This is a genomic window from Williamsia muralis (genome assembly GCF_051487485.1).
GTDB lineage: Bacteria > Actinomycetota > Actinomycetes > Mycobacteriales > Mycobacteriaceae > Williamsia > Williamsia muralis_B.
The window spans coordinates 401447-419636 of sequence record NZ_JAHVCV010000005.1; the positions used below are offsets into that span (position 1 = coordinate 401447).

At 62.1% G+C, this 18190-nt stretch carries 17 protein-coding genes; 9 read left to right on the plus strand and 8 right to left on the minus strand.

The features are described from left to right. Positions 1-13: 13 nt before the first annotated feature. From KXR83_RS16135 to KXR83_RS16155, 5 genes are all read right to left on the minus strand, one after another. Positions 14-607, minus strand: a complete 594-nt coding sequence (locus tag KXR83_RS16135) for an MmyB family transcriptional regulator (protein WP_437425666.1) — start codon at positions 605-607, stop codon at positions 14-16. After that, positions 597-2510 (minus strand): Na+/H+ antiporter NhaA, encoded by a 1914-nt coding sequence (nhaA, locus tag KXR83_RS16140; RefSeq protein ID WP_437425667.1) that lies wholly within the window; start codon positions 2508-2510, stop codon positions 597-599. Before nhaA ends, KXR83_RS16135 begins: the two co-directional genes overlap by 11 nt. A gap of 6 nt (positions 2511-2516) precedes the next feature. After that, complete coding sequence (locus KXR83_RS16145; protein WP_437425668.1) at positions 2517-3284, minus strand: SDR family oxidoreductase; 768 nt, start codon at positions 3282-3284, stop codon at positions 2517-2519. 81 nt (positions 3285-3365) lie between these two features. Continuing rightward, positions 3366-4313: a quinone oxidoreductase family protein gene (locus KXR83_RS16150; RefSeq protein ID WP_437425669.1), complete on the minus strand. Its 948-nt coding sequence runs from the start codon at positions 4311-4313 to the stop codon at positions 3366-3368. Positions 4314-4437: 124 nt separating this feature from the next. Then, entirely contained in the window at positions 4438-5133 is a 696-nt protein-coding gene (locus KXR83_RS16155; protein ID WP_437425670.1) for a uracil-DNA glycosylase, read from the minus strand. Between the two features lie 637 nt (positions 5134-5770). Here KXR83_RS16155 and KXR83_RS16160 point away from each other — a divergent pair. From KXR83_RS16160 to KXR83_RS16175, 4 genes are all read left to right on the plus strand, one after another. Then, positions 5771-9322 carry an NACHT domain-containing protein gene (locus tag KXR83_RS16160; protein WP_437425671.1) on the plus strand — a complete coding sequence of 1184 codons (3552 nt, stop codon included), beginning with the start codon at positions 5771-5773 and terminating at the stop codon, positions 9320-9322. 99 nt (positions 9323-9421) lie between these two features. Further along, positions 9422-9739 carry a hypothetical protein gene (locus tag KXR83_RS16165; RefSeq protein ID WP_437425672.1) on the plus strand — a complete coding sequence of 106 codons (318 nt, stop codon included), beginning with the start codon at positions 9422-9424 and terminating at the stop codon, positions 9737-9739. A 317-nt stretch (positions 9740-10056) separates the two neighbouring features. Then, positions 10057-11121, plus strand: a complete 1065-nt coding sequence (locus KXR83_RS16170) for a hypothetical protein (protein ID WP_437425673.1) — start codon at positions 10057-10059, stop codon at positions 11119-11121. 496 nt (positions 11122-11617) lie between these two features. Further along, a complete protein-coding gene (locus KXR83_RS16175) occupies positions 11618-12283 on the plus strand; it encodes a DUF6308 family protein (protein ID WP_437425674.1) in 666 nt (221 codons plus the stop codon). A gap of 412 nt (positions 12284-12695) precedes the next feature. Here the strand turns inward: KXR83_RS16175 and KXR83_RS16180 are convergent, their stop codons facing one another. Beyond that, positions 12696-12962 carry a metal-sensitive transcriptional regulator gene (locus KXR83_RS16180; RefSeq protein ID WP_023959022.1) on the minus strand — a complete coding sequence of 89 codons (267 nt, stop codon included), beginning with the start codon at positions 12960-12962 and terminating at the stop codon, positions 12696-12698. A gap of 164 nt (positions 12963-13126) precedes the next feature. On the opposite strand from KXR83_RS16180, the gene KXR83_RS16185 reads away from it, so the two are divergent. From KXR83_RS16185 to KXR83_RS16200, 4 genes are read left to right on the plus strand one after another with little or no spacing between them, the layout of a single operon-like run. Further along, positions 13127-15280, plus strand: coding sequence for an MMPL family transporter (locus KXR83_RS16185; protein ID WP_437425675.1), 2154 nt, complete (start codon positions 13127-13129; stop codon positions 15278-15280). Between the two features lie 26 nt (positions 15281-15306). Then, positions 15307-15537 carry a YgaP family membrane protein gene (locus tag KXR83_RS16190; protein ID WP_062801235.1) on the plus strand — a complete coding sequence of 77 codons (231 nt, stop codon included), beginning with the start codon at positions 15307-15309 and terminating at the stop codon, positions 15535-15537. 38 nt (positions 15538-15575) lie between these two features. After that, the gene (locus KXR83_RS16195) at positions 15576-15986 is read left to right on the plus strand and encodes a DUF302 domain-containing protein (RefSeq protein WP_437425676.1); all 411 of its coding nucleotides are present in this window, start codon (positions 15576-15578) and stop codon (positions 15984-15986) included. A 39-nt stretch (positions 15987-16025) separates the two neighbouring features. After that, a complete protein-coding gene (locus tag KXR83_RS16200; protein ID WP_437425677.1) occupies positions 16026-16628 on the plus strand; it encodes a mycothiol-dependent nitroreductase Rv2466c family protein in 603 nt (200 codons plus the stop codon). Between the two features lie 283 nt (positions 16629-16911). On the opposite strand, the gene KXR83_RS16205 is transcribed toward KXR83_RS16200, so the two are convergent. Next, complete coding sequence (locus tag KXR83_RS16205) at positions 16912-17313, minus strand: hypothetical protein (RefSeq protein ID WP_437425678.1); 402 nt, start codon at positions 17311-17313, stop codon at positions 16912-16914. A gap of 145 nt (positions 17314-17458) precedes the next feature. Between KXR83_RS16205 and KXR83_RS16210 the strand changes: the two genes are divergently transcribed. After that, a complete protein-coding gene (locus KXR83_RS16210; protein WP_437425679.1) occupies positions 17459-17779 on the plus strand; it encodes a hypothetical protein in 321 nt (106 codons plus the stop codon). On the opposite strand, the gene KXR83_RS16215 is transcribed toward KXR83_RS16210, so the two are convergent. Next, positions 17764-18186 (minus strand): hypothetical protein, encoded by a 423-nt coding sequence (locus tag KXR83_RS16215; protein ID WP_437425680.1) that lies wholly within the window; start codon positions 18184-18186, stop codon positions 17764-17766. The two genes, KXR83_RS16210 and KXR83_RS16215, sit on opposite strands and share 16 nt — an antisense overlap. Positions 18187-18190 lie beyond the last annotated feature (4 nt).

Sequence of the window (18190 nt, forward strand, 5' to 3'; positions counted from 1 at the left end):
CGCCAGGCGCGTGCTAGATGCGGGCTCGCAAGGTGCCGAGTATCCGGAGGGCGTCGTCGCTGGCCGATCCTGGTACGGGGACGTAGACCAGCACCGTCTTTCCCTGTTCCGCGGCGCTGGCCAGGGCCACTTCGTCGACCATGAGTGTGCCCATCTCTGGATGCCTGAACACACGGTGCGCGTGGGTGTGGTCGCCGCCATCCGCCGGGCTGTCGAGTCGGCGTGTCCAGGCGCGGCGGATCCACATGGTTCGGAAACTCTCGCTCGATCGGAGTAGCTCGCTGACGAGTCTGCCCGTGGCCACGTCGTCGGGGGTGCGCTGGTACGCGCGGCGGAGAGTTGTGATCGAATCCCGTGCCTGAGACCGCCATGAGTCCTCATCGTGGTGCGCGGCGGGGTCGAGGAATGCCATCTTGACGATGTTGTCGCGAATGACGAACTCGGAGAACAATTCCCCTGCCAGCGCGTTCTCGGTCAGGATGTTCCCGATGCGATCGACCACGACGGCGGGCGTGTTCGGTAGGTGGTTCACCACATGCTCGACAGGGTGGGTGAGGTCTTCCCGGTTGCCTGTCGAGTCGGGGAGTGGGGACACGTCAGCGTGCATCAATCGACTCGAGGCGGGCGTTGTGCCGCCGTGTGTCGTAGCCGACCAGTGACGTCACGTCGTGTGCGTCCAGTGCGTTGATCAGGGAATCGGTATCCCTTGGCCCGTCGTAGAGCACGTCCTGGATGAAGATTGCCGGGGTGCCGGCCAAACCCATGGCGGCGGCATCGTTTTCGTCGAGTTCAAGTCGGTCCAACTGACCTCGGCCGGCGTAGCTCTCCCGGAACAAGCGTAGGTTCAGTCCCGCCCGCGACGCCGCCTGCATGATCTGGGCCTGGTTGCCGATGGGCTGGTCGGCGAACACCGCGTCGGAGAATTCCCAGAATCGGCCTTGCTGGGCGGCGACCTCGGAGGCAAGCGACAGGTCGCGAGCGAATGCCTTCCCTGCAGGGAAGTGACGGAAGACGACACGAAGCCGATCGCCGAAGTGATTTCGGAGTTCCTCAACTGTCGCGTTGGTGGAGGCACAGAAACCACACGCGAAGCTGCCGTAGACCACCAGTGTCAGTGGAGCATTCACGTTGCCCCGGATATGGTCTCGACTTTGGTCGACCGGCTCGGCTAGGTGTGTGCCGAGGTGGGGTCGTGCACGTTCGAGCCGATCGAGTACGCGGAAGAACACTGTCCCGATCACGGCTGCGATGAGCGACGCTGACAGGATGCCGATCTGGGCTTGACCTAGCGTCGTGCTGTCGGCAAAGGCGAGGTCGGCGACGAACAGAGCGAGCGTGAAGCCGATGCCGGAAAGGGTGGCGATCGCTCCGATGTGGCTCAGGTGCAGGCCAGGGCCGAGCGAGCCGGGACGGAGGCGTCTGGCAACTGCTGCGGTGAGCACGATTGCCGCTGTCTTGCCGACCACCAGACCGATGATGATTCCCCAGGTGAGGCGCGAGGTGAACGCGTCGCGTAGCACCGGACCACTGATGTGGACACCGGCATTGGCAAGTGCGAACAACGGCAAGATGACAAAACTGACGTATGGAAGCAGACGGCGGTGAGCCCGCTCGTTCACAGACACGGCTCGCTGTAATCCGTCTTCTGCCTGGCGGGCAAAATCGGGCGACGGTGATTGTGCGAAGGCGGACATCAGCCGACGTGCTCGGTCGACGTGGTCGGCGCTGGTCGGGAAGATGGGCAGCAGCAACGCAATTGCCACACCGGCGAGCGTGGCATGGATGCCGGACTCATAAAGCGCGACCCATACGACAACAGCGGCGGCCAGGTACACGGCGCCCCGCCAGACCCCGAGCCGCCGAAGCAGTGCGATGAACATCAGTGCGGCGACGGCCACCAGGATGGGAACGACCTCGAGATCGTCGGTGTAGAACAGCGCGATGATGGCCAACGCGCCGATGTCGTCGGCCACCGCGAGGGTGACCAGGAAGACCCGGAGCTGCGGTGGCATCCGTCGGCCGACCAGCGCAAGGATGCCGAGGACAAACGCGGTGTCCGTCGAAACGACGACTCCCCATCCGGAGGCGGCCTCAGTACCCATGTTGACGAGTAGGAACAGCGCCGCGGGAAGGGCCAGGCCTACCGCGGCTGCCGCGACAGGCACGGCTGCACGACGTCTGTCGCGGAGTTCACCCATCTCGATCTCTCGGCGAACCTCGAGGGTGAGGAACGCGAAGAACAACGCCATGAGGGCATCATTGATCCAATGATGTAGGTCCATCCCGAAAGACACTGAGCCGAAGTTCAATTCGAACTGTGTTGTCCACACTTCGTGGTAGTTCGACTCCGGGAGGTTGGCCCACACAAGCGCCACCACGGTGGCAGCCATGAGTACAACGGCAGCCGCGACTTCGTTCGACGGCCCGCGGTTGGTGTTCGCACTGGGCAGGACCGAGCCGAGACGGAAGGTGATTCGACGATGTTCGAGTGGCGACAATGTTCGGGTCATCGGGGGTCACTCCTGCTCGGTCGGGATGACGACCATCTCCGCGATGTTGAGCCCGGCCGGCATGGCCGCGGTGAGCGCTACGATGCGCCCCAGGTCGTCGGGATCCAGCGGATTGATGGTCTCTTCGAGATTGCGCCAATGCTGTAGTGCTGCCTCGTGTCTGAGGTTTCGTCCGAATGTTGTCCTGGTGAAACCCGGTTCGATGTTGTGCACGCGCAACCCCCTGCGTCCGTATTCGGATCGTAGGGTGCGGGACAGTTGCGCGATGGCCGCCGATACCGCATTGAACACCGAGAAGTTCGGGTACTGGATGTGTGAACCGATGGAGCCGATCAGGATGAGGTCACTCGGGCCACCGGCACTGGCAGCGTCGATCAGATCGCTCGAAAACGTCTGTGCTGCATACAGAAGTCCGTGGAGGTTCACATCGATCAACGACACCCAGTCTGCCGGGATCGCCTCCTCGAACGGGGATCCGACCATGATGCCGGTGCTGATCACCACGAGATCGATGGATCCGAAACGGTCGAGGATGGCGTCCCTGGCCTGGGCCAGTTGATAGGTGTCGGTGACATCCGCGCCGACGCTGAATGTGCGCTGAGGTGCATCGAGGGATTGTTCGAGTTGCCTGAGTGAACCCATGTCGCGTGCGACGAGGGCCACCGACGCTCCTCCTGCGAGGAGCGCTCGGCAGACACCGGAACCGATACCCCCGGTTGCTCCCACAACGACGGCGTGCCGGGCGTTGAGGTGAAACGGAAAGGTTGTGGTCATGCCTCAATGGTGATGCGAGAGCGCCCTATCAACGTGGCTGTGTGGCACCCACCCAGCCCAGCGCTCCAACTGAGGCGGCGGTCAGGGCAGCAAGATCACCTTCCCTGCGGCGTGACCGTCTTGCAGGTACCGGTGGGCGTCCGCTGCGTGGTCGAGCGGGTACGTTCGGTCGATCTCGACCCGCAGGCTGCCGTCGCCGGCCAACCGCGCGAGGTCGGCGCGTGCGGCATCACGAATGGCGGTGCCGGGGTCGGCCCCTGGCCCATTGCCGAGAAGTCTGATCCCGGTCCCGTCGGTCTTGCCGAAGCCGGCGATGGTTGCGATCCGGCTTTGATCCGACACCAACTCGAGGGATACCGAAATTGCTTCGTCGGTGCCCACGGTGTCGATGGCAGCGTCGACGCCCTCCGGCGCGAGGGAACGGACGCGGTCGGCCAGGCCTGAACCGTAAAGGACAGGCACAGCACCCAATTCGGTCAGAACACCGTGCCTGCGATGGCTCGCGGTGGCGATCACCCTGGACCCACGCAGCACTGCCAGTTGCACGGCGCTGAGCCCAACCCCACCTGCACCACCGTGGATCAACAACGTCTCGCCGGCCACAGGGTGGACCGTCTCGAGCAGATGAACTGCGGTCGCGCCCACGAGCATCAGACCCGCCGCTTGTTCGAAAGAGATCGTGTCGGGCTTGGTCACCACGTTGGACGCCGACGTCAGCACCTGCTCTGCATAGCCACCTTTGACCCGGAAGGCGATCACCTCGTCGCCGACGGACAGCGGACCTGAGATGCCCGCGGCATCGGGTCCGATGGCCGCGACCACACCCGACACCTCTATGCCCAGATGCAAAGGGAGCTTGCTCGGGTCAGTACCGAAGGCGCCGCTGTAGAGCTTGAGGTCAACGGGGTTGACGCCCGCCGCTTTGACGTCGATCAGCACTTCTCCCGGCCCCGGGGACCCGAGGTCGAGATCTTTGATCTGGAGGACTTCCGGACCGCCATACGAGCTCGCGACTACTGCCTTTGTCATGAGCGCAATCGTAGATCCAGGATCGACTTCCGCAAGCGGCGGCAACCGTCGCGCCACCGAAAGAGCTCGGCCACGGAGCCGGCGTTTCAACGCCCGTCGGGCTCAGGGGCGTCGGGTACGGCCACTAACCCTCGGTGGTGGCGATATGTTCAGCGACACGAGCCAGCGTGGAACGAAGGCAGTCCGCGGCGGCGGTTGCGGCGAGCGCAGTGCGTTGTGACGGGTGGGGTGTCGACACCAGGCGATAGAGACCTGGCAACTCACCCGCCCACAACGCGCGGGTTAGTCCGTGCAATGCGGGCCTACCTACGGCCACAACGACCTCAAGCGCGGGGAGCTGGTCTAGCACAGCGATCAACTTGGGTCGTGCGGCATCGATGTCGGCGAAAGTAGGTGCCCGAGTGGGCAATACCGATGGAACGACGTTCCATTTCACACATGCAGATCGGGCCAAGCCGACCTCAGCCATCATCGAACGCATCGTGCGGTTCGAGCAATCGGCATTGTCCAAAGAGCAAAATGCTGCCGCGCCCATTTCAGCAGTGGAAGGGGCAGGTGATTCCATCAAGATCAGGACTCTCGCTGCTGCTCCCGCGTCATCGGGATCGAACCACGGGATCACTGGACTACCGGGGCCTTCTCGCCATTGCTTCACCAATGCGTTCAACGTCGCAACATGTGGTTGGTCGAGCCGGGCGCTCTTCGACTCGAACTGGGGCGAAGAGTGTGTAGCAGCCATGCCACCATCATGGCCTGCGGTAAATCGGACTGGCCGTGCCGGAGACTTGGCCCATCCGAGCTGTTTGCCCGGATGGGACATCCTGCGCTAAATCCAATTAGCGCAGATAGTGGTCAAACTGCCTGCATGAACGGCGGAGGCTGGCGCAGTGAGGCGCAAGAGCAGCCCCGCGAGGGTGGTGACAGTGGCGTTGGCTGAAGCCGGGAGCGTGGATATGCGTGACCGAAAGGGTGTGGGCCTGGCCGTCCTTAGTAGCCTCGGCGCGTTCGTTGCCGAGTGAAACTGTCGCTCCAGCCTCTCGAGGGACGCACAACAGGCGGAGCTCGTTCGTGCGATCTGGAATAATCGGCCCATGACGACGATGACGCCTGGCCATCCGCATTGCTGGGCGAGCGAATTTACGGGCGTGGTGGTTGTTACGTCGGCTTCCGGCGTGGAACCAATAGCTAAGCACCTATGCGTGCCATCCCCAGTAGGAGACCGTAGAGCCGTGCGACGGAGACCGCCCGTTCGTCGATCGCCTTCCATTCGGCGCGCACCCTAAGTGGCGACGGCATCGGCAGGACATGCGAAACGAAAAGGGCCCGAGCCTCTTACGTCCCAGCCAGGTTACACGTGGAGGTACCTATACGAGCGGTTGGGCGAGAAGCGTTTCCAGCAACTATGTGGTGCGCTGCTACTTCAGCAAGATCCGACAGTCCGCCTTTATCCCGTAGGGATGGGCGACGGCGGCCGCGATGTCACAGCCAAAGGCTTGGACGACACGCCCGGTGCCACGATCTACCAGGTCAAATGGTCTAAGGATCGTGTCAAGAGTCCTGTTGCGTGGTTGCGAGCAGCGGTAGAGGGCGAAGCGCAGAACATCGAGCGGCTCGTGGCCAAGGGAGCAACCCGTTACGTGCTGATGACGTGTGTGGCGGGCACCGCGACGCGCGACACGGGGACTATAGACAAACTGGACGAGGAGTTCGCCGCTCTCTCCTCTCGGTTCGGCATCACAATGGAACCCCTGTGGCAGGCCGATGTCGACGGGTTGGTGGACGGGGCCCCCGACGCCATCAAGTGGTCGTACCAGGAGATGTTGGCCGGGCCGGACCTGATCCGATTTTTGATACACGGATCAGCTGTCGAAGGTCGCGCCGCTGAGATGCGCACCACGCTACTACGCGCGATGAAAAACCAAGGGGCGGAGGATGCCAAGGTCAAGTTCAGTCAGGCTGAGCTTGATCAGACTCCGTTAGCCGCGGTGTACGTCGATGTAAAGGCCGAACTTGTGTCGGGCCCGATAGCAGCGCCGGATTTGGTGGGGCTTTCGACCTATCAGGACCGGACGATGGGCGCCCTTCGATACCTTCTGTGTACCGCGATGCCATACACCGTCGTGCGCGGAGAACCGGGACAAGGTAAATCGACTCTTGGGCAATACCTTTGCCAGGTTCACCGCGCCCACGTTCTGCCCGAGGATGAGATCAGCGAGATCAGCGCAGGGGAGTACGAGGCAACAGAGCCTCGCTTACCGTTCAGGGTGGATCTTCGCCACTACGCCTCGTGGTTGGAGGGCACCGACCCTTACGATGACAATCCGCATGCAGTACCTGGCAAACGTCGTCGCGGAGCTGAGCGCAGCGTGGAGCACTTCCTCGTTGATTACTGTAGCTACTACAGCGGCGGACGGGTCGTCAGCATCGAACAAGTCCAAGACCTCCTCGACCGCTACCCAACGCTCATCGTCCTCGACGGCATCGATGAGGTGGGCGATCAACGCTTGCGGTCCCAGGTCGTCGACGAAATCGACCGGCTGATTCAGAGGCTCGGCGCCGTGCAAAGACGCAGAACGCAAATAGTGGTGACCACGAGACCGAACTCCTCGTCGCAACCTGAGCCAAACAAGGATTTGTTCGAATATGTCCGCTTGCGGGCAATGAGCCCCGATATGCAGAAGGAATACTTGCGAAAGTGGGCAGCGGTCAATGGACTCCCGGGCCCGCGACGCCGCAAACTCATACGCGTCTTCCTTGGCCGGACGGCCGAGGAGCACATCGCGCAACTCAGTGCCAACCCAATGCATCTCACGATCTTGCTGTACCTCATCAACAAGCGCGGGGACGCCGTGCCCTCGGCCAGGACTGCAATCTACAGCGCATACATGGACGCGCTGATGGACCGGGAGATCGAACGCGATCAGATCGACAAAGATGATGTAGACCGCGTTCACGAGACAACATCGTGGCTGGGCTGGCGAATGCACTCGGGGGTGGAAACCGATCCCTCCCTAGGAAAGCTGCCGCTCAAGCGCATCCGCAAGGAGCTCTTCAGCTACCTGCAAGAGGTCGAAGGCCCAGAAGAACTGCTAGACAAATTGTTTCAAGCGTCCGCCGACAGATTCTGGGCCTTGACTAGCAAGGAGGGCGAAACATACGAGTTTGCCGTCCAGCCAGTAAGGGAGTACTTCGCGGCGCGCTACCTCGCCAAGTATGCAGGCATGCTCTCGGCCCCAGTGCTGAAGGGAACTCTGCTAGCCCACCTCGTCCAACGCCCATACTGGCTAAACACCACACTGTTTTACGCCGGGTTCGCCGATCCAAACGAAATCGGCGGCCTTGTCATGGGTCTAGAAGACACACTCGAACAAGGCCGGCACCCACTGCAGGTCCGCGTAGGTCTCTGGGCGCTCCTCCGCGACGGTGTATTCGCGCCCGTCAGCACGGTCCAGCGCAAGGCCGCCCGACTCCTGACCGACGACCTGAGCTTATGTCTACTCAGTCCCGAACGCACACCCGAGCAATTCCCGGCTCTGCCCGCCGGACTTGCCAACACCGAGCTGGTGACGGCCCTGCACAAATTGTTGGCCGACAGCGCCGCGTCATCGCCCCTGCGAGCTGAAGCGACCGCACGACTACTCGGGGAAATGGCCCCTAACGACACCGCACTCCGTGACTGGCTCGACGACGGCCTCAGCAAGGCCATGGACGAGGAAGAACAGGCGCTGCTCACTATCGGCGCAGCCCATCGCCATGTCCGGCTGCCAGCCAGCAGAACCGACAGTCTGGTCTTGTCGTCGGCGAAGTCCCGCAGTGCGGCCCTTGTCCTGGGTGTTTTGCCGCAATCTGGTTCGCCTCAGGACGAGGCGCTGTTGAAAGCGGTCCTCGACGGCGAGGCCAGCGACACCGCCACGACGAGCGCCTCGCACGGCGGGGCGCTCTTGCGCGCTGTCAGGCCACACCGTTTCATCGACCTCGCCAAGGCCGACGGCGGACCACGCTTCGCAGTGTCAACTGCCCACCATCACGACGAAGAGGGCGATAAGAAGGCGCGACAGCCCGCGTTCGCGCGGCTTATAGCGATGGACAGTCGGTACAAAAAAGTGCAACGCTCCAGCCTATTCAGACGAGGACAGCAGGACTCTACTGCTCCGTGGCAGGACACTGCACGCGAAATCAGTTTCATACATGGGCCATGTTGGCTCGCAACCGAAATCGCCCTTATTGGCGTGGTCAACAGATTAGTGAGGACAGGAGGCACTTTCGATCCGAAGCGGCCGGCGTTGGGCCAAAACATGGACTACGGCGTATTCGTTCAGACGCTGCGTCAAGGCCAAGATGAGCAATGGTGGCGTGAAGCAAGCGATGTCTGCTCCGACCCTCATGACAAAATGGCCTGGATCGGTGGAGTCCTGCTGACGACCGGTCCTTCAACGATCGAGTCGCTCCTTCCAAAGATGGAAGCCTTCATCGAATCGCTCAGCGATGACGAGTACCTAAACTTCCTGCACGGGCTTAGCCGGATCAGCGCCAGCGGATTGACCAGGCCGCAACCCGCATACAGTCGGACCACTTCCGGGCCGCCGAACAACCTGTCAATCACGACTCAGAGCATTCGTGTTCAAGCCGCTCTCATTTTGTTCACAGTGGATCTGGATTCCGGCACGCAGAATCAACTCGAAGAACTCAGTACACAGGCGTTGGTCGACCTAGCCCCATTCGGAGCCGCATCATGGCCAGCGCATCGAATCCTCAGCGCAAGGCTCCTTGCGGGGCACACACGTGACTGTCTTGACGCCATCAAAGCGTGCGGTCCTCGCGCAGTGGTCGATGTACCAGACGAGAAACCAGACGGCTTCCCACCTGAACACATTGACGCCATTCTTCAGGAACCGCTCGCCTACCCGAACGCCTGGGTCGTTGCAGCCGAGCGTTGGCACTCGCGCGCGAACGCAGAAAAGCCGCTTGGAGAAGTTGGAGTCGCCGACGGCTGGCTCCCCGATCCATAGGTGGGTCGTGAGGTGCAAACGCCCGCTCGGTAGAGCCGATAGAGGCGCGAGGCCAGACGGCGCAGACTCGTGAGACCGCCAACTGCCAGTATTGGACGGGTGACAACCGAAGATAACGACGAACAAGAGAAGCTCGGCGATAGCGACCCAGCAGCTGACCACTCGACGGGCGATGTTGAAACAGGGCCTGGCGAGGATGCGTCTGCTGACGGCGCATCCGTTGAAAGCGAGATCTCGACCCCGTATCGATTCGAACCAGGAGACGTTGAACTGGTTGCTTCGATCCTCGATCGCGCGTTAGGCGATCACCTCCTGCATGGATGGGAGGGCTGGACGGCGACCGAAGACGCGATCGAGGCCGAGGCGGCTGCTCCGAGCGAATCCCTGAAACGGGCAATGATATCAATCACCTGCTGACCCATCGAACTCGACCGCGATGGGTCTGCCGACTTCGTGCGTGACGGTTACAACCTCCCTGACCTAGCTGACACACCTAGTGATGAGCTGCGCTTATGGCACGAAGTCGTCAACAAGGTCACCGAGCCGGCCGCCGAGGCGCGGCTAGGGGAGTTGCTGATCGCTACTGAGCGAAGCAGTATCGGCACGCACCTCCCCAGGACAGTCAGTGCGTACTTGTCAGCTGTCGTCGGCAAAACAGATTCCGGGACCACAACGTACCTGGTTCGCGCACATACACTCTGCCGCACATTAACGCGATCGAGCTCAGGGATCGGGTGCTCGACGAAATCGAAGGCAGGATCGACAAGGCCACCGTAAAGCAGATCCTAAAGCTACCTGGTGTCTATTTTCCACTACTAGCAATTCTCGCCGAACCAGCGGCCCGTAAGGGCCGTACGCCCACGGTTGATGTCGCCGCGGTGCTGGAAAAGCTGGCGGTGGCAGTAGCGGTGGACCATCTCGCATCGTCGATCGCCACAATGCGACGCAATGTGTCCGACATGACGTTACCCGAGGTCGTAAGAGCGATCGCCGAGCAGGAAGTCAGTGGACACCTGAGAAACGCCGACGCGGCCGTCCACCCCGCAACCGAGCTACTCCATCTTGAAAGCGCAGCGAAACTCGCCGCGCAACGAGGATTGCCACACCTAGGTACCGAAATAGCCGCACGCATGCAAGCCCTCGCCAGCCATGACCTGGGTATGGAATTAACCCAGACAACTAGCACAATGCCCGCTCATGCCCCTGAACGCTATCTACGCCAGTTCACCCAATCTCGCACCTGGCGGGGTGGCCTTCGCCTTTTCATGACGCAGCCTGACGCGCCCTCCGGACAGGTGAAACGGCACCAGGAGTTCGCCGAATCCCAGCGGGGTTCGCTAGCACGTCTTCTGCCGCCAAAGATCCTCGGCCGCGACAACCTCCCACGCGTGACCCTGTCTGCGAGCGATGCCGACCTCGCTCGACATGACATGGCACTGTCAGGACGCTTCAGCGCTGAGACCTTCGGGCGGTTTGGTGTGGAGGCCCTCGACCGCATGCGCAAGGCTTACGGAATACCACAGCTCGACGATCTGACCATCGCCATCTGCGAGATTGGCGCAAGGGACATCGAACTCGCCCGATCCTTAGCTCGGGGGTTTATCCACTTCTGGGAAGGCGACTTCGAGTCCTCTCTTGCCGTAGTCACCCCACGCATCGAAGCTGCTGCACGAGCTCTGCTGCACGAGCTCTGCTGCGCGAACTCGACGAAGGCATCTACCAAGTCCAGAAAGCAAAGAGCCAGGGCGGGTACGTGGGGCTGCACTCTCTGCTCGAGCGACTCGAGGACCTCGCGTTAGACCCTGACTGGGCATGGTTCCTTCGCTGGCTTCTACTCGGCGACGTCGGAGCAAATGTCCGCAATGACCAAGCGCACGGCTTCTTTGGCAGCGTTCCCCCCGAGTACGCCGTCCTTGCCCTTCGTGCCGCCTCCATCCTGATTACGGCGGCACCCAGACTGGAAGGAACGACTAAACGCCTGGCGCTCAAAACGGAGCTCGCGGGGGTTTCCGCTCGGTGGAAGCCAATCGACCGGCTACTGAGTCAAGCACAGATGGCTGCGATGACGGCCTACGTCCATGTCGGCAAACTTCGAAGACTGTTGCGCGACAGTGATTAGAACTCGAGTCGTCTAGTCACTGCCCCGCTACGACGTTCGACATCAACCAGGAGCGCTCAATCCTCGCACCGGTGGACCTGACATAAGGGCGGCTTATCGGGTGTTCGGTGCTGTATTTTCGCGGAGCGCGTGCAAGCACCCCTACGGTCTCGGCGCAGTGGTTTACGCTGTGGCGCATGACAATTGCAGCGTGGACGATACCCGAGGTGCTCGATGGACAGCACAGCGATCAGGCGGTCGCCCTGCTGCGCCGCTACTTCGACATCGGCACCGCGGGGCAGCCGAACTTCACTGGTTCGATGTTCGAACGATTTGACGGTGGGGGAGACGCACCGCATGTCGTCGACCGCTTCACCGCCGCCGACATGGTCGCCGTCAGCATGCTCAGCGTCGACGTCCCCGCCCCGGCCGCATTGCGCATCCTCGATCCCGGCCAGCACCACCTCAACGACGTACTAGCTGCTCTGCCACACGACCTGGACCTGGTCAACGCCGACGACGAGCACCTCCGGCACGGTGAACAACTGTGGAAAATGACCCGGACCGCCGGCGTGGGGCCAGTAACCACCAGCAAGCTCCTCGCCCGTAAACGTCCCCGATTACTGCCGGTCATAGACACCGTGGTCAAAGGCGTCCTCACCCATCCTCGCCGCGGTGACTTCTACCGGACCCTGCGCCATCACCTCGCCGCCGACGGCCACGCTTTGCACCGCCACCTCGAGGCCGTTCGTGAGCGTGCGGACATCGGATCGGATATCAGCGTCATCCGTTGTTTCGACGTTATCGTCTGGCTGGCCGGCCGAGACAATCGTGTCGCGATGACCGGTCGCGGACGGTTTTGAGGTAGTTCCCCCACGGGCAGGTAGGCGGTGACTATTTCGGCCCAAAGGGGGGTGGACAACCCGATGCGATGAGCAACTACTGCTAAACCAGTTAGCGCGGATCGATCCACAGGTGGCGTTCGGTGGACCGGATCCTTTTGCGCGGAGTAACGCACCGTCGTGGATGGGTGCTGATGGGGGCCTCCAGATCAAGGGCCAGGTTCGAATCCCCTCGACCGCAACATAATACGGTCTAAACCGCAATGATGTGCGGGCTGGTCCGTACATCATTGCGGTCATCATCCCTGACTCAACTCAGCACTCTGCCTCCAAGTCGCCATCGAGTGTGAACGGCTGCCTTTAAATGTGTGGTCTGCGGCGGGCACCTGGTGAGCTCGAAGCCGGTCTCCGAGGCGCCCGGGCTAGCAGGCCTTCAGGCTAGGGCGAGGAAAAGCTTCTCCAGTTCGGCTTCGGTTAAGGGCGCCTGGTCGCCGTCGGCGCCGTTGATGCATTGGCGCATTCCTGACGCAACGATTTTGAAGCCGGCACGATCGAGAGCGCGGGACACTGCGGCGAGTTGGGTGACGACGTCTTTGCAGTCGCGGCCTGCTTCGATCATCGCTATCACCCCGGAGAGTTGTCCCTGCGCCCGGCGGAGTCGGTTCAGCACGGCCGCCATTGATTCTTCGTCACCGGTCACGAGTCATGCCTCTCTGTTTGTCTGACGAGTGCCAGGGTACCCCAGGGGGTATTGGTACGCGGTCTAATCGGGGTTGACCCGATGATACCCCCGGGGGTACCTTCGGATTGACGTACATACCCCAGGGGGTATCTAGTCGATTTCTGGAGAGAAGGTTCGTTGCCATGCCTGACATCTCGACCACCGATCAGCCGTCCAGTTCGCCACCGAGGTCAGCGCCTGGGGTGCTGGGCCGGTGGGGTGCGGCGATGGCAGGTCGATCGCGCTGGGTCTTCGGCGTCTGGTTGCTGGTCCTAGCTGGTTTGGGAGCGGCCGCGCCGTCGGTGTTTTCCTCCTTGGCCGGTGCCGGATGGCAGGCCAACGGGTCTGAGTCGGTGCAGGTGCGTGAGCTGGCGCAGCAGCATTTCGGCGGGAACTCGTCGGCTGCGGTGCAGGTCGTCATCCACTCGGACCGTGACACCGTCGACAATCCGGTGATGCAAGAAACGATCGCGAATGCCACCGCGGTGTTTGCTGGTGACTCCCGATTCGGCGAGGTGGTGCCCCCACAACCGGGGATGACGATCAGCCCGGATCAGCACACCGGCATCCTGATCGCCGGCGCAAACGCAAACACCGACGACATGGTTCGGGCCGTAGACGAGGTCAAGGGGCAGCTCACAGGACTGTCCGGCGATGGTGTCGAGGTGTATCCCACGGGGGCCTCGGCCCTGTGGAGCGATTTCAACAAGGCCAACCACGACGCGATGATCAAGGCCGAATTGTTCTCGTGGCCGGTGACCCTGGCCATCATGGTCCTTGCCTTCGGTTCGCTTGTGGCCGCTGGACTGCCGTTGCTGCTCACCATCGCGGGCCTGGTCGCGTCGGCCGGCGGCCTGGTTCTGCTCAATCAGGTCACGCCAATCTCGGTGTGGGCCATGAACTTTGCGATGATGTTCGCGCTCGCCCTGGGGATCGATTACGCACTGTTCATCGTCTCCCGATTCCGAGATGCCTTGAGAAACGACACCGACAAGGCCCACGCGGTCGCCGAAACGATGGATACCGCAGGCAAAGCAGTGGTGCTGTCGGGCTTGACCGTGTTGGTGAGTTTGTCGGCGGTGTTGTTGGTGCCGGCTCCGGCGGTGCGGACGATGGCTGTGGGCATCATGCTCGCGGTGACGTTTGTTCTCGCCGCTACGTTGACGTTGCTCCCGGCCACGCTAGGCGCACTGGGTCCGAAGGTGAACGCTGCTTCGCTCCCGTACGCCAAACGCCAACACCATCGTTCGCCGTTGTTTGAACGGTGGGGCAAGATCCTGCACAACCACCCGTGGCCGTTCGCGCTCGGCTCGCTGGCCGTGTTGATCGCGCTGGCCATCCCGGTCATCGGTCTCAAAGTGGCTATGCCGTCGATCTCGGTGGTCCCCGAGGATGCGCCCGTGCGTCAGGGTTATGAGCTGGTTCAGCAGCAGATGGGCGAGGGCGCCCCCGGCATGCTCCAGATCGTTGCACCCTCGGCCCAGGCGCAGCAGGCTGCCACGGCGGCGGCACAGACACCCGGCATCAGCATGGTCACCCCTCCGCTACCGGCGCTCGACGGCACCGACTACGTGTTGTTGCAAGCACTGCCTGCGGTTGATCCTTCCGATGCCCAACTCGGCACCATCGTCGATGACCTTCGCCACGGACTCCCCGCTGATGCGCTGGTCGGCGGCGCCCCGGCCGAGAACCTCGATCTGCAACAGGCCCTCAACGACTACTTCCCGCTGATCGTCGGCATCATCTTGGTCCTCGGGTTCGTCCTACTGTTGGTCTCGCTACAAGCCCCGCTGATCGCATTGATCGGCACAGTCGTCAGCCTCCTGTCGACGGCGGCTGCGTTCGGTGTCGCGAAGCTGATCTTTCAGGACGGCCACCTGTCCGGTCTGCTGGGATTCACCCCGCAAGGGTTCCTCGACGGCTGGGGGCCGGTGTTCTTCTTCGCGATGATCTTCGCCATCGCCATGGACTACACCGTCTTCCTGCTCGCGACCGCCAAGGAACACTATGAACGCACCGGTGACGCTGACGTCGCGCAGATTGACGGCATGGCGCACTCGGGACGGATCATCTTCGCCGCGGCAGCGGTGATGGTCGCAGTGTTCTTCACCTTCGCACTGGCGGACCCGTTGCCGCCCAAAGAGATGGGCATCATCCTCGGTGTTGCCGTTCTGCTCGACGCAGTCCTGATCAGGCTGATGCTCCTACCGGCTCTGCTACGCCTGACCGGGCGGGCAGCATGGTGGTCACCGACCTGGCTCCGAAAAGTCCTGCCCGCGATCTCGTTTTCCCACTAAGCACCCACCAGAAAGGCCTCTACCCGATGAACACTCGAACAACTTCCGCTAGGTGGACGGTCGACCGAGCAGTGCCACTTCTGGCAGGATTCATGATTCTCGTGAGCCTGGCCCTGGCTACTGGATTGTCGACCTGGTGGCTGCTGCTGACCGCCTTCGTAGCGGTGAACCTGCTGCTCTTCGCCGCCGTAGGCTGGTGCCCGGCCAGCCTGCTGATGCACCGCCTGGGACTGCCACGCTGCACCGAACTCCGCTGAATCCGATCAAGTACACCCCGCCCGGAAGGAAAACTATTATGGCACTGTCCATCTCCACCGTTCTCAGCCTCCCGTTCGACGAGACAGTCGCACGAACCCGCGCCGCACTGGCCGACCAGGGCTTTGGGATCCTCACCGAGATCAACGTCAAAGACACCCTGAAAACAAAGCTCGATGTGGACATGGAAAACTACCTGATCCTCGGTGCCTGTAATCCACCTTTGGCCCATCGCGCACTGGGAGTCAATCGCCAGATCGGTCTGCTGTTGCCCTGCAACGTCGTGGTCCGCACCGACCCCACCAATCCATCGAACTCGATCGTCGAAGCGATGAATCCCGACCTGATGGTCGAGGTCTCCGGGGAAGCCGAACTTGCGTCGGTGGCCACCGACGCGTCCGCCAAACTCTCGGCCGCCATCGCCGCATTGGAAGCCATAGCCTCCAACTGAGCCAACACGTCCAACAGCCCGCGACCGCAAGGAGTACCTATGAGCGCAGTAACGTTCTACTTTGACCCGGCATGCCCGTTCGCCTGGGCCGCCTCCCGGTGGCTGCTCAACACCGCGCAGCGCCGCGACCTCCAGATTGATTGGCGGCAAATGAGTTTGGCAGTGCTCAACGAGGGCGCAGATGTTCCCGAGCAGCAACGGCACCACATGGAGGTCTCTCGCAGGCTGGGTCGTGTCCTGGCCGCTGCGCATGACAGGGCCGGCGACAGCGCACTCGGACCGCTCTACACCGCCCTGGGCCAGCGTGTGCACCACCAAGGCGCCGACGTCACCACAGCAATGGTGGCCGACGCACTCTCCGAGAGCGGTCTCGATCCCCAGCTTGCTGACAGTCTCGACGACTCCACCTACGACGGTGCAGCGCGCGTGGCACACCAACAGAGCCAAGACAGTCTCGGTGACTCTGGTGGTAGCCCCATCATGTGCATCAACGGACAGTGCTTCTTCGGGCCTGTGCTCACAGCCATCCCCGATGACCGCGAGGGTGTCGAGCTGTTCGACGCCCTACAGACACTGGCGGCAACGAGTGCCTTCGCGCAATTGCAACGACCACACAGCGGACCGCCGACGTTTCGTTCCTGAAAGAGGAGCTTGCCGAGCCTCGCGTCAGCGCCCCAAAGATGAACTGCCTGCCTGGACGCAGAATCAGCCAGTCGTTGCGGTGAGGGCGCGAGGGGGAACTCCGACGGCAGGAATGCCCAGTTGCGGAGGCGTAGTGGAGTTTAGACGCTCAAGGTCGGCGCGCTTCTTGGCCAGGAATGACAAGGGTAAGGGTAGAGAGTGCTTCATCCGGTGCAAAGGCCATCTCCGTCGGAGACGCCCGTTGATTACTCAACTACTCAAGCGTGTCACTGCGGGCGAAGTGTCATCCTGTCGCGATCAGAAGCAGGCCCACGATACCGAAAACCACTTGTAGGGGGTTGAACTCGCGGATCACGGCGATCTGGACGGCGATCCAGGCGACAAGCATGACTCCCGCGATCAGGGTGGTCACTGCGGCTTGGGGCATCAACCGCCAGAGGGTGAAGGCGGCCAGGGTGGTGGGCACACCGACCACAAGTGCCAGGGCGATGCCGGCCAGCACGGGGCTTTCCCATGGCAGGCGTTGCTCGACGTCTTTGCCGAAGTCGGCTCCGCCGCCGGCGACTCCGATGGCCCCGGCGAACGCCAGTAACCCGGTCAGAGCGGCGGCGATGGTAGCGACGGTCTTCAACCTCCGATTTGTTGCGGTGCCGGTGGCAATGGCCTGGGTGCGCGCAGTGAGCATTTCGACTTCTCCTCGTCATCTGGCGGGCGTCAACGATTGATGCTCATTGAACGCGGTCGAGGCGGATCTCGAGAGGGTCGTTCGACGTCAGTTCGGGTGACCAATTGCCATGTGCGGCTAGCCCATGCCAGCGGACACTTGACACGTGACCGCGAAATACTCGGCGTTGGTTGTGGGTGTGGAAGAAGTAGGAGCTCGTCGATGGTGGGTCGCCCTGTTGGCGACGTTGGCGTCGCAGTCCGGAAATGCCTACATGCGTTTTGTCGGTGTCGTCGATGGCGAGCCGACTTACCTCAGTGCGACGTTTCCGGTGCCCCGGATCTGGGGCACGGTTCCCCCGCGAGAGGCGTGGGCTCCCGGAATGAACCAGGCTTTGAAGGATCTCCAGAAGCAGATCGAGGGAGATGGTTGGCACCTACGGGAAACCGGTGATGACCCGTGGAGACTTGTTTACACCCGAGCTTGACCACTCGCGATGTGCCAACCGGTTGCCATCACGAACAAGCCGACCAGGCCGAATAGGATCTGCAGCGGGTGGAAGGCACCCGCCACAATCTGCACGGCAATCCACGTGATGAGCAAGCCTCCCGCGATCACTGCGGTCACGGCCGCGAAAGGTGTTGCCCGCCAAAGAGTGTATGCGCTGAGCATCATCGGTACGCCCACGACGAGCGCCAGTGCAAGCGCGGCCACGAGCGGCCTGTCCCAGGGCACATGCGCGGCAGCCTGTCTCCCGAAGTCATCCTCTCCATCCGCTATTGCGATGGCAACGGCGAAAGCAAGGCATCCGGTGACTGCGCACGTGGGTGCGGCGATGGCCGACCAACGTCGGTCAGTGAACGCACGCATCGTCGGTATCCGCTTGCTGCGCATGTTA